General features: G+C 68.4%; 13 protein-coding genes and 1 pseudogene. 7 read left to right on the top strand and 7 right to left on the bottom strand.

What is annotated here, in order from left to right; all coding sequences use genetic code 11:
- Nucleotides 1-103 precede the first annotated feature (103 nt).
- From SJY26_RS00925 to SJY26_RS00935, 3 genes are all read left to right on the top strand, one after another.
- On the top strand, nucleotides 104-814 hold the full coding sequence (locus SJY26_RS00925) for a hemolysin III family protein (protein WP_396594298.1): 711 nt from the start codon (nucleotides 104-106) through the stop codon (nucleotides 812-814).
- A gap of 83 nt (nucleotides 815-897) precedes the next feature.
- Nucleotides 898-1,527: a polyhydroxyalkanoate synthesis repressor PhaR gene (gene phaR, locus SJY26_RS00930; RefSeq protein WP_396594299.1), complete on the top strand. Its 630-nt coding sequence runs from the start codon at nucleotides 898-900 to the stop codon at nucleotides 1,525-1,527.
- On the top strand, nucleotides 1,524-1,889 hold the full coding sequence (locus SJY26_RS00935) for a hypothetical protein (protein ID WP_396594300.1): 366 nt from the start codon (nucleotides 1,524-1,526) through the stop codon (nucleotides 1,887-1,889). Before phaR ends, SJY26_RS00935 begins: the two co-directional genes overlap by 4 nt.
- Before the next feature lie 159 nt (nucleotides 1,890-2,048).
- Here SJY26_RS00935 and SJY26_RS00940 read toward each other — a convergent pair whose 3' ends face one another.
- Together SJY26_RS00940 and SJY26_RS00945 are read right to left on the bottom strand one after the other, a co-directional pair.
- Nucleotides 2,049-2,474, bottom strand: coding sequence for a hypothetical protein (locus SJY26_RS00940; RefSeq protein WP_396594301.1), 426 nt, complete (start codon nucleotides 2,472-2,474; stop codon nucleotides 2,049-2,051).
- A 97-nt stretch (nucleotides 2,475-2,571) separates the two neighbouring features.
- A complete protein-coding gene (locus SJY26_RS00945) occupies nucleotides 2,572-3,303 on the bottom strand; it encodes a glycosyltransferase family 2 protein (protein WP_396594302.1) in 732 nt (243 codons plus the stop codon).
- Between the two features lie 94 nt (nucleotides 3,304-3,397).
- On the opposite strand from SJY26_RS00945, the gene SJY26_RS00950 reads away from it, so the two are divergent.
- From SJY26_RS00950 to SJY26_RS00960, 3 genes are all read left to right on the top strand, one after another.
- Nucleotides 3,398-5,092 carry an ArnT family glycosyltransferase gene (locus tag SJY26_RS00950; RefSeq protein ID WP_396594303.1) on the top strand — a complete coding sequence of 565 codons (1,695 nt, stop codon included), beginning with the start codon at nucleotides 3,398-3,400 and terminating at the stop codon, nucleotides 5,090-5,092.
- Nucleotides 5,089-6,003, top strand: a complete 915-nt coding sequence (locus SJY26_RS00955; RefSeq protein WP_396594304.1) for a hydroxymethylglutaryl-CoA lyase — start codon at nucleotides 5,089-5,091, stop codon at nucleotides 6,001-6,003. Before SJY26_RS00950 ends, SJY26_RS00955 begins: the two co-directional genes overlap by 4 nt.
- Before the next feature lie 354 nt (nucleotides 6,004-6,357).
- Nucleotides 6,358-6,780, top strand: a complete 423-nt coding sequence (locus SJY26_RS00960) for a hypothetical protein (RefSeq protein ID WP_396594305.1) — start codon at nucleotides 6,358-6,360, stop codon at nucleotides 6,778-6,780.
- A 55-nt stretch (nucleotides 6,781-6,835) separates the two neighbouring features.
- Here SJY26_RS00960 and SJY26_RS00965 read toward each other — a convergent pair whose 3' ends face one another.
- From SJY26_RS00965 to putA, 4 genes are all read right to left on the bottom strand, one after another.
- The gene (locus SJY26_RS00965; protein WP_396594306.1) at nucleotides 6,836-7,204 is read right to left on the bottom strand and encodes a DUF6768 family protein; all 369 of its coding nucleotides are present in this window, start codon (nucleotides 7,202-7,204) and stop codon (nucleotides 6,836-6,838) included.
- Nucleotides 7,197-7,397 (bottom strand): RNA polymerase sigma factor, encoded by a 201-nt coding sequence (locus tag SJY26_RS00970; RefSeq protein ID WP_396594307.1) that lies wholly within the window; start codon nucleotides 7,395-7,397, stop codon nucleotides 7,197-7,199. Before SJY26_RS00970 ends, SJY26_RS00965 begins: the two co-directional genes overlap by 8 nt.
- A gap of 1 nt (nucleotide 7,398) precedes the next feature.
- Nucleotides 7,399-7,761, bottom strand: coding sequence for an RNA polymerase sigma factor (locus SJY26_RS00975; protein WP_396594308.1), 363 nt, complete (start codon nucleotides 7,759-7,761; stop codon nucleotides 7,399-7,401).
- 122 nt (nucleotides 7,762-7,883) lie between these two features.
- Nucleotides 7,884-11,012 carry a bifunctional proline dehydrogenase/L-glutamate gamma-semialdehyde dehydrogenase PutA gene (putA, locus tag SJY26_RS00980; protein WP_396594309.1) on the bottom strand — a complete coding sequence of 1,043 codons (3,129 nt, stop codon included), beginning with the start codon at nucleotides 11,010-11,012 and terminating at the stop codon, nucleotides 7,884-7,886.
- Nucleotides 11,013-11,130: 118 nt separating this feature from the next.
- Here putA and SJY26_RS00985 point away from each other — a divergent pair, with 118 nt between their 5' ends.
- A complete protein-coding gene (locus SJY26_RS00985) occupies nucleotides 11,131-12,216 on the top strand; it encodes a glycosyltransferase family 4 protein (protein WP_396594310.1) in 1,086 nt (361 codons plus the stop codon).
- 17 nt (nucleotides 12,217-12,233) lie between these two features.
- On the opposite strand, the pseudogene SJY26_RS00990 reads toward SJY26_RS00985, so the two are convergent.
- A pseudogene (locus SJY26_RS00990) lies at nucleotides 12,234-13,296 on the bottom strand (substrate-binding domain-containing protein).
- Nucleotides 13,297-13,301: the final 5 nt, after the last annotated feature.

The following is a 13,301-nucleotide window of genomic DNA, read 5'->3' on the forward strand; positions in this document are numbered from 1 at the left end:
CCGGCGGCTTTCGTCACGCGTCACCGTTCCGTTCAGCCAATAGTCACCCTGAGGGTTCACTATTCACGGAACACCAGACCGGGGTACCGAGTTGGGTTGAACGATGCTGAACACGCTGAGACGCCACGCCACACGCCTTTGTACGCCGGACGAGATCGATCTGGCAGAGCACTACGAAACGCCTGCCGAACACACGGCGGATCTCGTTGTCCATGTCGTGGGCCTGACGCTGGCGGCCGTCGGCGGGATCGTCTTGGCGGTCCTGTCTGCCCTCTATGGCGGCGTGGGTGCCGCCACCGCGACGGCCGTCTATGCTCTGTGCCTCATCGCCATGCTTACGGCCTCGACCGTCTACAACCTCACCCGGCCAGGCAAGGCCCGTCCGGTGCTGCGCCGGCTCGACGAAGCAGCCATCTTCCTGATGATCGCCGGTAGCTACACGCCCTTCACGACCCAGCGTTTTGAAGGCGGCTGGGCCTTGGGGTTCACCATTGTCGTCTGGACCATCGCCTTCGCCGGGGTGGCGGCCAAGCTGGTTGCCCCCCGCATCTCCGACGCCTTCTGGAGCGGTGTCTACGTTGTGTTCGGCTGGCTGGCCGTGGTCGCGCTCAAGCCGATGATCGACACCGTACACCCCGTCGCACTCGGTCTGCTTGTGCTCGGCGGCGTGATCTACACCGCAGGCGTCTTTGTTTTCATCAGCCCGAACGTCAAGTTCCGGCGAGCGATCTGGCACGGATTTGTTGTCGCCGGAGCCGGGGTTCACTGGGCGGCGGTGCTCGTGGGCGTGGTTCTCCCCCCCGTCCTGACCTAACTGTGACACGCCTCTGTCACGGGGACACTGGCGTCCGGCTTCGCACTGCGGGATAATCGCCGCATAGCAACAAGGACACTCCAGTGGCCGATAGCAATGCAACGGGCGGAAAGACGAAGGACGGGGACGTCGTCGTCATCAAGAAATACGCGAACCGCCGCCTCTACAACACCTCCACCTCGGCCTATGTCACCCTTGACGATCTGGCCCGTATGGTGCGCGACGGGACCGATTTCGTCGTCTTCGACGCCAAGACCAATGAGGAACTGACCCGTCAGATCCTGACGCAGATCATCTTCGAGGAAGAGAGCCGCGGTCAGGCCCTGCTGCCGGTCCAGTTCCTGCGCCAGCTGATCGGCTTCTACGGCGGTCAGATGGAGGGCGTCCTGCCCAGCTACCTCGAAATGTCGCTGGAGAACTTCTCGCGCCAGCAGGAGCAGTTTCGCGACCAGATGACCAAGGCGTTCGGCACGCCGCCGGCCGCGGGCCTGATCGGCGGAAATCTCATGGAGGCCGCCGTCAAGCAGAACATGGCCATGTTCCAGAACGCGATGAAGATGTTCCCCGCCTTCGCCTACGGCCGCCCTGAGGGCGAGCTGCCAGCGGCCGTCGAACCGGCCACTGCGCCCGACCCGGCTCTGGACGAGATGCGGCAGCAAATGGCCGAGATGCGTGCCCAGATCGACCGCATCGCCAGCAACAAGCAATCATGACGGAGGGCGTCCGCCCTCCGGGACCGATCGAGCCCGTGGGGCCGGTCGAGGGTCGCGACCGCCGCGCGGCGCAGCGCCGCGAAGCCGAACGCCGTGCCCGGTCGAACAGCCGTGAACTGGTCCCGGTCAGCGCGGTCGTGGATGAAACCCCGGACCCGGCAACCTCTGCCGCGTCCAGCGCGCCCTTGGACCCAGCGGCCGCCTTCGCCGCCCACATGATCGGTCAAACCGGCCAGCGCAAAGGCCTGAAGGGCGGGCCGCCTGTTCTGGACGCCGCCCGTGCCAGCTACCTGGGTGCTGAATATTCGGGAGAAAAGGACCGCCGGCCGGGTGCTGGGCTGATACGCAAGACCGACCTCTGAGATCCGCAACACTGGCCCGAGGCTTGCATTGGCGGGGTGATCCTGTGCTTTCCGGACACTGCAATGACCCTCGCCTTCGCCGCCCGCACCTTTGACGTGATCATCGTCTCCCTGATCTTCGCCGCCCTGATCTGACCGGCACCGGCTTGCCCGGTGGGTTCAGGCCCCGCCGCTGAAATCGAGGTCCTTGCGGGCCGAAACGATGGTGACGATGAACCCGGCCAGCACATCCAGCATGACCATCGTGGTGATCAGGAAAAAGGTCGAGGTGGCGAACCCGCGGATCAGCAGGAACTCCACCAGACAGACCACGAACAGGATCATGGACAGGGCGTGGTTGACGATCGCGACCTTCTGGCTGGACGTCGACTTCAGCAGCTCGAAGAACAGCAGGATCAGCGACAGGAACAGGATCAGGTCCCCCACCCCGACGTTCCAGCTGGCCCCCGACGCCATCGGAATCGAGAACATCGCCTGACGCAGAAGTTCGTCGGCCTCGGTCATGCCCCCGCTCCCGGCCCCGAACAGGATGACAATGTTGTAGAGCACGATCGGAATGGCCAGCAGGGGCAGGGCGATCAGCATGATGGGATCTCGCTTGTGAACGGCCGCGCTTGTTAAGGTTACATACCGCGGTTCGTGGTCCCCGGCTACGCCGGACCACTCGCGCGGCGGGGCGACTTCAGTACTCGGACACAGGCCCCGGCCGACGGGACCGGGACTTCAGCCAGACGACCCCCAGCAGGTCCGAAACCGAGGCCCGCAGCCGTCCCCAGTTGGTGTATTTCGACCGGCCCGTCTCGCGATGGCGGTGGCCGACCGGCAGATAGCGGTTCTCATATCCCTCCCGGATCACGAGGGCCGGCAGATAGCGGTGGATGTGATCGAAATAGGGAAGCCGCAGGAAGACCTCGCGTCGGAAGGCCTTCAGCCCGCAGCCGGTGTCGTCGGCGTCGTCGCCCAGCAGTCGCTTCCGGATCCGGTTGGCCCAGCGTGACGCCCACAGCTTGGCCTCCGAGTCCTGTCGCTTCTGACGCACTCCGCCGACGAGCGCGACCGTCGGCGGTGCGGCGAGCAGGGCGTCGGCCAGCCGGGGCGCATCTGCCGGCGGGTTCTGTCCGTCGCCGTCCAGGGTCACGATGATCGCGCCCCGCGCGGCCAGCACGCCCGTCCGCACGGCCCGGCTCTGGCCGGCGTTGCTGGTGTGGGCCAGCACGCGCAGCGTTGGCAGTTCACCCGTCAGGGCCCGGAGCTCTGCGAGCGTCGAATCTCGGCTGGCATCATCGACGAAAATGATCTCGTGCGGCCGGCCGGCGAAGGCGTCCGCGATCTCGCGCGCCAGCGGCCCTGCGGCCCCGGCCTCATCATGGACCGGCACGACGATGGAAATGTCCGGGGTTCCAGAGCTCTGCATGGTCGCTCTCTAGACGCAAATGCCGGGGTTGCGCCACGGTCACGGAGGCGAGAGCCGCTGACGCCGGCCGCAAGGCCGTGATAGGAACCCTTCCATGACGCGCCCGAACCTGGATCGCCATCTCGCCGGCTGGCGCGGCCCCCTGCTGGCGGCGCTCGTCGCCCTGATCGCCGGCCTGCCCGGCCTGCTGCTCCTGCCCCCGCTGGACCGGGACGAGAGCCGCTACGCCCAGGCCACCTCCCAGATGCTGGAGAGCGGCGACTATGTCGACATCCGCTTCCAGGACGATCCGCGCTGGAAGAAGCCGGTCGGCATCTACTGGATGCAGGCCGTCACCGTCGGCCTGACCTCCGAGGTCGGGAACCGCGACATCGCCCCCTACCGCATCCCCTCGCTGCTGGGGGCCATGCTGGCCGCGTGGGCCTGCGCCTGGGTCGGGTCGGCCCTGTTCGGCGCCCGGGCGGGCTTTCTGGGCGGGGCCATGCTGGGCGCGACCTTCCTGCTGTCGACCGAGGCGGGGATCGCCAAGACCGACGCCATGCTGTGCGGCTCGGTCACCCTGGCCATGGCGGGGCTGGCGCGGCTGTACATGGCCTCCCGGGTGGGGCCCCTGATCAAGGGCGACCCGTTGCAGCGGCCGTGGAAGCTGATGATCTGGCTGGGCCTGGGCCTGTCCATCCTGATCAAGGGTCCGATCGGCCTGCTGGTCATCGTCCCCGCCGTCCTGATGCTGTCGCTGTGGGATCGCCAGTGGGCCTGGCTGAAGCGTCTGGGCTGGGGCTGGGGTCTGCCGCTGGTCGCCCTGATCGTCGGGCCCTGGGCCATCGCCGTCACCATCGCCACCGACGGCGGGTTCTGGCGCGAGGCCCTGTTGGGCGACATGGCCTCCAAGGTCGCCGGTGCCCAGGAAAGCCATGGAGGTCCGCCCGGCATCTACGCCCTTTTGGCCCCCGCGCTGCTGTTCCCCGCCACCCTGTTGCTGCCCGCCGCCCTGTCGACCGGCTGGCACCGTCGGGCCGAGCCGGCGATCCGGTTTCTGGTCTGCTGGCTGGTGCCCGCCTGGCTGATTTTTGAGCTGACTCCCACCAAGCTGCCCCACTATACCCTGCCCACCTTCGGGGCGATCGCCCTGCTGATGGCGGCCGCCCTGACCCGACCGATCGGCCGGATCTCGCAATGGGCCGGGGCGGGGCTGGCGCTGTTCGCGGCCCTCGTGATCACCGGCATCACCGTCTATGGCCTGACCGCCTTCGGCAGCACGACGGCCCAGACCTGGGCCAACATCACCGTCGTCTCGGCTGTCACCGCCGCCCTGATCGGGGGCTTCCTGCTTCTGAACCGCGAAGCCGTCGCGGGCCTGTTGATCGCCCTGGTCTTCGGCGTTCTGGCCCACACGGCCCTGGCCGGAACCCTTCGCCAGCTGCGGCCGCTGTCGATCGCGCCCCGGCTGGTCGAGACGCTCGAGGCCAACGGCCTGGCCCCGAACCAGGGCCTGACCCCGGGGCCCGTCGCCATCACCACCTTCCACGAGCCAAGTTTCGTCTTCCTCGCCGGCCGCGATACCGAACTCACCGACGCGGACGGGGCCGCCCGGGCGCTGGCCGCCGGGCGCCCCGCCATCGTCGAGGGCCAGGATGCCGAGGCCTTCCGTCTGGCCACCACCCGGACCGGCGTGCCCGGCCGTGCCGTGGGCGTGGTCACGGGCCACAACTATTCCAGCGGCGACGATGTGCGCCTGACCGTCTATGCCCCGCCGGACGCCCCGGCCGCCCCGGCCTCGCGCCCGTGAGCCGGCCCATCCAGATCGTCGAGGTTGGCCCACGCGACGGCCTGCAGAACGAAAAGATCATCCTCGACCCCGCCGCACGCGCCGAAATGGTCCTGCGGCTCGAGGCGGCCGGGGCCCGCCGCATCGAGGCGGTCAGCTTCGTCCATCCCCGGCTCGTGCCCCAGATGGCCGGGGCGGAAGAGGTCATGACCGCCCTTCCCTCTGCCCCGGGCCGCAGCCGCATCGGTCTGGTGCTGAACGGCAAGGGCTATGACCGGGCGCTCGGCACCGGGGTGGACGAGGTCAATGTCTCCCTGTCCGTCACCGACGGCTTCGGGCTGAAGAATCAGGGTCTGGCCGTCGCCGACCAGACGGCCATGCTGGCCGACATCCTCGCCCGGAGGCACAATTCCGACGGCACCGGCACGCCGGTTCCTGCCCTGTCGGCCACCCTCAGCTGTGTCTGGGGCTGTCCTTTCGACGGCGAGGTCTCGGTGGACCAGGTCAGTGAGCGGGTCGCCGCTCTCGCGGGTCTGGGCGTTACCGAGATCGGTCTGGCCGACACCATCGGCGTGGCGGATCCGTGGGCCGTCACGCGCAAGGTCGAGGCGGCCCGCGCCGCCGCCCCCGACGCGACCCTGCGGCTGCATTTCCACGACACCCGCAACACCGGTGTCGCCAATGCCTATGCGGCGGTCCAGGCGGGCGTCGATGTGCTGGACGCCTCGGTCGGCGGCATCGGCGGCTGCCCCTTCGCCCCCGGGGCCACCGGCAATGTCGCCACCGAGGACCTCGTCTACATGCTGGAACGGGCCGGGTTCAGCACCGGCTATGACCTCGACGCCCTGATCGAGACCGCCCGCTGGATCGGCGCGAAGATCGGAAGACCAAAGCCCAGCGCCCTCAGCCGCGCCGGCGGCTGGCCGGCCTGAGTCACCGTGACTCAAAACAGGGTGACTTAGGGTGACTCTGGCCGGGTCGCTCTGAACGATTTCAAGGCCTTGATCACGGCCCGAGAGTCACGGTGACGATATTATGCGAAATCTGCAGCCATGACGGCCACTGGGGGGATGAACGTTTCAAAGACCAGCAGGAGTGAGATGGGAGCCACCAACGCCCCGACAAGGGCGGCAGCGGAATATATTCCGCTGCCTTCTGTTTCTCCACCGTAGCGCGAGGGAGAGTGACATCCCGACTGCGGCGGTTGCTGTTGAAACCTGTCGGGAATTTCACTCGCCAGGTCGTGCTGCCGTCTCCTAGCCTCGTGCGGAAGCATGGAGGCAGACATGGCAGGATATGGTCGGCACGGGTTTGTGATCCTTCTTGCCGCCAGCATCGCCGCCGGCAGCGCGAACGCCCAGACGCTTCAGCGCAGCGAGCTCCTGGGGGACTGGACCCTGCGCCTGACACCCGCGGAGGGCGGTGAGGGGCGCGTCACGGTCAAGACCGACAGCGGGCGGCTGGAAATGCCACTGGTCGTCACCGCGCGGGGGTCGTCGGACCTCACCTGCACAGTCGATGATGAGCCCGCCGACTGCCGGCTTCGTCGGGGCGAGTTGATCGTCTCGGTGAGGATCGATTCCGCCCGGATGATCTACAGCCTCAATGGCCGCCGGAATGACGGCTTTCACGGAAACGTCCGGATGACCCTGCCCCTCCTGCCCTTCGGCAGCATGGACGTCGGCAACGTCGCCATGACCCGCCGCTGACGGATCACGAATAGCGAGCCCTCTCCCGGCGGGAGAGGGTGCACGGCTCACGCCGTCAGGTCTGGCGCGACCGGACGATCAGAAGTTCCAGTCGCTTCAGGGACAGCATCAGGCGGTTAGCCTGCATCGCCGGCCACATCGCCAGTTTGATCATCAGGGCCATGATCAGCAGCACGGCGGCCGGCAGGCCCCAGTGCAGGGCGGAAAGGGCGTCGGTGGCACCGAAGAACCGCCAGCCGGCCCAGACGCCCGCGACAAACAGCACGGACTGGGTGATCATCAGGACGACACTCACCCAGCCGCTCCTGCCCCCGAAAAGGGCCGCCAACTGCGCGATATGGCCTGGATCCTGATCGATCCGGGCCAGCAGGGCCCGCTCCTCCTTGGCAAGCGCATCGCTCACGGTCTGGTCGATGTCACGCATGGTCGTCTCCTTCCAGCACGGCCCGCAGGGCGAGGCGTGCGTGCATGAGGCGGGTCTTGATGGTCCCCGCCGGGGTGTCGAGGGCGACGGCCGTCTCGGCGACGGTCATCTCCTCGAAATGAAACAGGGCGATCGCGGCCCGCTGCGCGGGCGGCAGGGCGCGGATGGCGGCGTGCAGACGTTCGCCCTCCATCCTAACGCCGATGGCCTCGTCGGCTGTCTCGGCCGCAGAGTTCTGGCTGGGCCGCGACCTCGCCGGCCAGGGCGCGATCCGCCTGTCGTCCGGCGATGAAGCGGGCGCAGCGACGCGAAACGATCCGGTAGGCCCAGGCGGGGAATGCGCGTTCGTCACGCAGGCCGCCTATGCCCCGTGCGATCTCGACCCAGCCGGACTGGGCAGCATCGCGCGCGGCGTCCTCGTCGCCGGTCAGACGCCAGGCGTGGGCGATCAGCTTTCGGTTCCAGCGCCGGGCCAGATCCTCGAACGCGCGGCGATCTCCCGCCGCCGCCGCGACGACGAGGTACTCGTCCAGCACCCGGCCGGTCGCCCCCCTCATGCTGCTGCCCTCTCCGTCATCGGGATAAAGGTGCCGCCTGTGAGCGCAACGGTTCATTCCATGGCGAAGAATTCGCTGCGGACGGGTCAGTGAGCCCCTCTCCCGGTGGGAGAGGGTGGCACTTACAGATTCAGCAGTGCCGGGTCGCCACCCTGGGCCGAGATGTTGTTCGAGATCGCTTTTTCCGACGCATAGCGAATCAGGCTGTTGGGCCCGCCGGCCTTGGGTCCCGTGCCCGACAGGCCCTCGCCGCCGAACGGCTGTACACCCACCACCGCACCGGTGACGCCCCGGTTGATATAGACGTTGCCGGCCGGCACGAGCGCCATGACCTCCTCGGCGAAGGCCTCGATCCGGCTGTGGACCCCCAGGGTCAGGCCATAGCCCCGCGCGGCGAGCTTGCCGGCGACCGTCTTCAGGTCGGCCGCGTCATAGCGATAGATGTGCAGGATCGGCCCGAAGACCTCACGCTCCAGATAGTCCGGGGTCGGAATCTCGGCGATCGTCGGGGCGAACAGGTCCCCCCGCTCCGAGCCGTCGGGCAGGGTCGCCCGGGCCAGAACCTTCGCCTCGCGACCCAGCCGCTCGACATGGGCTTCCAGAACCTTGCGACTTTCGGTGTCGATGACCGGGCCGATGTCCGTGGCCGGATCCGACGGATCCCCCAGCACCTGGGCCGCCAGCGCCCCCTTCAGCCCCTCGATCAGGCTGTCGGCCAACTCCTTCGGCGCATACAGGATGCGCAGGGCCGAGCAGCGCTGACCGGCCGAGCCGAAGGCCGAGGCGATGACGTCGTCGATGACCTGTTCGCGCAGGGCGGTGGTATCCACGAACATCCCGTTCAGCCCGCCGGTCTCGGCAATGAAGGGCAGGATCGGCCCCGGGCGGCCGGCGATCGAGCGGTTGATCGCCGTGGCCGTGTCGGTGCCGCCGGTGAAGGCCACGCCGTCGACCAGCGGATGATTGACCAGGGCCGCGCCCACCGTCTCGCCGCGCCCGGGCAGCAGGGCGAGCAGGTCAGGGTTCAGGCCCGCCTTGTGATACAGACGCACGGCCTCCGCCGCGATCAGCGGGGTCTGTTCGGCCGGCTTGGCCAGCACGGCGTTCCCGGCCGCCAGCGCCGCGGCGATCTGGCCGGTGAAGATGGCCAGAGGGAAGTTCCACGGGCTGATACAGGCGAACACGCCGCGTCCGTGCAGCACCAGCCGGTTGGTCTCGCCGACCGGGCCATTGAGGGTCTGCGGCCCGCCGAAATCCTTCTCTGCCAGCATGGCGTAGTAGCGGCAGAAATCGGCCGCCTCGCGCACCTCGGCCACGCCGTCGTTCAGCGTCTTGCCGGCCTCGCGGCTCAGCAGGGCCACCAGCCGGTCCATATCTGCTTCCAGCGCATCGGCCATGGCGCGCAGCACCGGGGCCCGGCGCGATCCGCCGGCGCGGTCCCAGGCGACCTGGGCCTGTGCGGCGGCTGTAGCGGCATTGTCGATATCGGTGGTCGAGGCCTCGGACACATGGCCCAGGATCCGGGTCCGGTCATAGGGATTGGTGACCGCCTGAGGGTGGGTACCGGCCATCAGCCGACCGCCCACGATCGGCCCGGCGGTCAGCGTTTCGGCATCGACCTTCTGCAGGGCGGCGGCGTGGCGCTCGCGGTCGGCCTTCTGCGAATAGTCGCGGCCGGGCGAGTTCTGGCGGTCCATATACATGTCCTTGGGCGTGGGAATCTTGGGGTGGCGGTCGGGGTGGGCCTCGACGGCGGCGATGGGGTCGGCGGCGACGGCCGAGGCCGGCACCCGTTCGTCCAGCAGGGCATGGACGAACGAGGAGTTTGCCCCGTTCTCCAGCAGGCGACGCACCAGATAGGGCAGCAGGTCCTCATGGCCCCCGACCGGCGCATAGGCCCGCACGGTGATGGGCCCGAAGGTCTCGGCGGCCGCCTCGTACAGGGCCTCGCCCATGCCGTGCAGGCGCTGGAACTCGATCTTCACCCCCGCCTCGCCCGCCATCCGGTGGACGGCGGCCAGGGAATGGGCGTTGTGGGTGGCGAACTGGGCGTACAGATGCGGAGCCGCATCGATCATGGCCCGGGCGCAGACCAGATAGTTCAGGTCGGTCGCCGCCTTGGTGGTGAAGACCGGATAGTCCGGCCGGCCCGCGACCTGGGCCCGTTTGATCTCGGTGTCCCAGTAGGCGCCCTTGACCAGCCGCACCATCAGCCGCCGGCCGCTGGTCCGGGCCAGGTCGGCGACGCGGGCGATGACCTCGGGCGCGCGCTTCTGATAGGCCTGAACGGCCAGCCCGAGCCCGGTCCAGGACCCCAGCTCCGGCTCATGCGCCAGCCGATCCAGCAGCTTCAGCGACAGGGCCAGCCGGTCGGCCTCCTCCGCATCCATGGTGAAGTTGATGTCGGCCGCCGCCGCGATCAGGGCGAGGCGTTTGATCCGCGGATACAGTTCGGTCCAGACCCGGTCCTCATGCGTCGCCTCGTAGCGGGGCGACAGGGCCGACAGCTTGACCGAGACGCCGTGGCCGGCCTCGGGCCCCTGCCCCTTTGCCGTCCGGCCCACCGCGGTGATGGCGTCGGCATAGATGCGCTCATAGCGTTCGGCATCGGCGGCCGTGCGGGCACCCTCGCCCAGCATGTCGAAACTGCACAGCCAGCCTTCCTTGTTCGACCGCTTCAGTGCCGCCTCGATGGTGCGCCCGACCACGAACTGCTCACCCATGATGCGGACGGCGGCGGCCACGGCCTGGCGAATCACCGGCTCGCCCAGACGCCCCGCCACCCGCGCCAGAAAGCCCGGCAGGTCGCTTTTCGCCTGATCGTCGGCATCGACCAGCTTGCCCGTCAGCATCAGCCCCCAGGTCGAGGCATTGACGAACAGGCTGTCGGACTGGCCGAGATGGCTGGCCCAGTCGGCCGAGCCGATCTTCTCGGCGATCAGCCGGTCGCGGGTGTCCTCGTCCGGCGTCCGCAGCAGGGCCTCGGCCAGACACATCAGGGCCAGACCCTCGCGGGTGCCGAGGCTGAACTCCTGCAGGAAGCTCTCGACCACCCCCTGCTTCTTCTGGCTCCGGCGGGCGTGCTCGACCAGGGCGACCGCATCGGCGACCACCGCCGCGCGGGCGGTCGGGTTCAGCGGAGCGGCGGCCAGCAGGCCCCGGACCGTGGTGGCCTCATCGGCGAACTTGCCCTGATCCAGCGTGTCCCAGTCCTGGCTGAGAAGAACCGGCGGCGTGACGTGTGCGTTCATGGCCGCGCACATAGACCTATCCGGATCGAAACGGGAGAGGCTGTGACGTCTCGCATTCCGTTCCGCAAGCGGCTAAGTCTCTGCGCCTTCGCCCACCGGTAAGAGCCGCCGCCCGTCCATGCGCATCGTTCTGGCCACTGACGCCTGGGAGCCCCAGGTCAACGGCGTCGTCCGCACCCTGACCCGCACGGTGGCCGAGTGCCGGGCCATGGGCCATGAGGTCGAGGTCATCGAACCCAGCCAGTTCCGCACCATCCCGGCCCCGACCTATCCGGAGATCCGGCTGGCGCTCGGGGCCGAGGAAGAGATCCGCGAACGCCTCCGTGCCATCGAGCCCGAGGCGGTTCACATCGCCACCGAGGGGCCGATCGGCATCGCCACCCGCCGCATCTGCGTCGAGTGGAAGCTGCCCTTCACGACCAGCTATCATACGAAATTCCCTGAATATATCTCGGCGCGCTTCCCGGTCCCGGTGCAGGTCGGCTACGCCTATATGAAGTGGTTCCACAAGCCGTCCGGACGGCTGATGGTGGCCACCCCGACGCTCAAGGCCGAGCTGGAAGAGCACGGCTTCAAGAACATCTCGCCCTGGTCGCGCGGTGTGGACACCGAGCAGTTCCGGCCGGATCTTGAGCGGATCTACGACCAGATCGGCGGGAAGGACTGGCCGCGTCCGTTCTGGCTGAACGTCGGCCGTGTCGCGGTCGAGAAGAACATCGAGGCCTTCCTCGAGACCGACCTGCCCGGCACCAAGATCGTCGTTGGCGACGGCCCGGCCCGCGCCGATCTGGAGGCCCGCTATCCGGGGGCGAAATTCCTCGGGGCCCGGTTCGGAGAGGAGCTGGCGCGCTGCTTCCGTGACGCGGACGTGTTCGTCTTCCCCAGCTGGACCGACACCTTTGGCCTGGTGATCCTGGAGGCCATGGCCACGGGCACGCCGGTCGCCGCCTATCCGGCCCACGGCCCAATCGACATCATCCCTGGCTCCAACGCCGGCGCGATCGACGAGGACCTGAAGGTCGCCTGTCTGAAGGCCCTGGACTGCGACAGGGCGGCCACCCGGGCCTATGCGGAACGGTTCAGCTGGCGCGCCTCGGCCGAGCAGTTCGTCGAGAACCTGGAGCCCTATCCCGAGCCCGAGCGCGGACGCTTCTGGCGTCGCCTGCGTCGCATTGCCCGGGTTCGGCGCCGCTCCGCCGCCTGAGCGACCCGGCCGTCCTGTTACGGACGGGCCATGACCGTCAGATTGGTCACCACGTCACGCTGGGCGGTCCGCTCTTCCGGGGACAGGGGCACCATGCCCCGGTCCTGCAGATAGCCGCCCCGGCCGGTCGCCGCCTCGGAGGTGAACTCGGTCAGGAAGGCTTGCAGCCCCGGCGTCACCCCGATGTGGGCCTTCTTCACATAGATGAACATCGAGCGGGAGATCGGATACTCACCCGAGGCGATGGTTTCCAGATCCGGGTACACGCCGTTGACGCTGGCCGGCTTCACCTCGCCGATATTCTCCTCGAGGAAGGAGTATCCGAACGCCCCGACCGACCCCGGCGTCCGGGTCAGGGTCTGGACGATGGCATTGTCGTTCTCGCCTGAGTTCGATCCAGGCCCCGTCCTCACGCAGGGTGTGGGCGATGGCCTCGAAGCGATCAGGATCGCTTTCCGCCAGCTCGGCGAGTTGCGGCACGGCCTCGGCGGACGGCGTCATGGCCAGCTCGACCCACGAATTGCGCGTTCCCGAGGTCGGCGGCGGGCCATAGACCTGGATTCGGGCCTGCGGCAGGCCCGGGCGGACCTCGGCCCAGGTGCGGTACGGATTAGCGATGAACTCGCCGTTCGGGCCCGGCACCTCCTTGGCCAGCGCCAGGTAGAGGTCGCTGCCCGCGATCACAAAGTCCGCACCGGAACGGGCCGTGGCCACGACCAGACCGTCATAGCCGATCTTGATCTCGATGATCTCGCTGACGCCGTTCTCGACGCACTGGTCGAATTCCGACGCCTTCATCCGGCGCGAGGCATTGGCGATATCGGGCGTCCGGGGCCCCAGGCCCTGGCAGAAGGCCTGGATGCCGCCCCCGGTCCCGAGGGACTCGACCCTGGGCGGCGCGCCTTCCGGATTGTTTCGGCCGAAATTCTCGGCCACGCGGGTGGCGAACGGAAACACGGTCGAGGACCCTGCGGCCCAGATCCCGTTCCTCTGCTGTCCGCTCTCGCCGCACGCGGCGACGATCAGGGCCGCGGCGGCGGCTCCGGCAACGAACAGACGGCGGGGCGGGGTCGACGACATCATGC

Origin of the sequence: Brevundimonas sp. R86498 (assembly GCF_044598075.1) — a bacterium.
GTDB lineage: Bacteria > Pseudomonadota > Alphaproteobacteria > Caulobacterales > Caulobacteraceae > Brevundimonas.

Excerpts from the sequence above, each read along its gene's own strand:
- SJY26_RS00925 (WP_396594298.1), top strand. The coding sequence starts at position 104 with ATGCTGAACACGCTGAGACGCCACGCCACACGCCTTTGTACGCCGGAC.
- SJY26_RS00935 (WP_396594300.1), top strand. The coding sequence starts at position 1,524 with ATGACGGAGGGCGTCCGCCCTCCGGGACCGATCGAGCCCGTGGGGCCG.
- SJY26_RS00940 (WP_396594301.1), bottom strand. The coding sequence starts at position 2,474 with ATGCTGATCGCCCTGCCCCTGCTGGCCATTCCGATCGTGCTCTACAAC.
- SJY26_RS00945 (WP_396594302.1), bottom strand. The coding sequence starts at position 3,303 with ATGCAGAGCTCTGGAACCCCGGACATTTCCATCGTCGTGCCGGTCCAT.
- SJY26_RS00950 (WP_396594303.1), top strand. The coding sequence starts at position 3,398 with ATGACGCGCCCGAACCTGGATCGCCATCTCGCCGGCTGGCGCGGCCCC.
- SJY26_RS00960 (WP_396594305.1), top strand. The coding sequence starts at position 6,358 with ATGGCAGGATATGGTCGGCACGGGTTTGTGATCCTTCTTGCCGCCAGC.
- SJY26_RS00965 (WP_396594306.1), bottom strand. The coding sequence starts at position 7,204 with ATGCGTGACATCGACCAGACCGTGAGCGATGCGCTTGCCAAGGAGGAG.
- SJY26_RS00970 (WP_396594307.1), bottom strand. The coding sequence starts at position 7,397 with ATGGAGGGCGAACGTCTGCACGCCGCCATCCGCGCCCTGCCGCCCGCG.
- SJY26_RS00975 (WP_396594308.1), bottom strand. The coding sequence starts at position 7,761 with ATGAGGGGGGCGACCGGCCGGGTGCTGGACGAGTACCTCGTCGTCGCG.
- putA (WP_396594309.1), bottom strand. The coding sequence starts at position 11,012 with ATGAACGCACACGTCACGCCGCCGGTTCTTCTCAGCCAGGACTGGGAC.
- SJY26_RS00985 (WP_396594310.1), top strand. The coding sequence starts at position 11,131 with ATGCGCATCGTTCTGGCCACTGACGCCTGGGAGCCCCAGGTCAACGGC.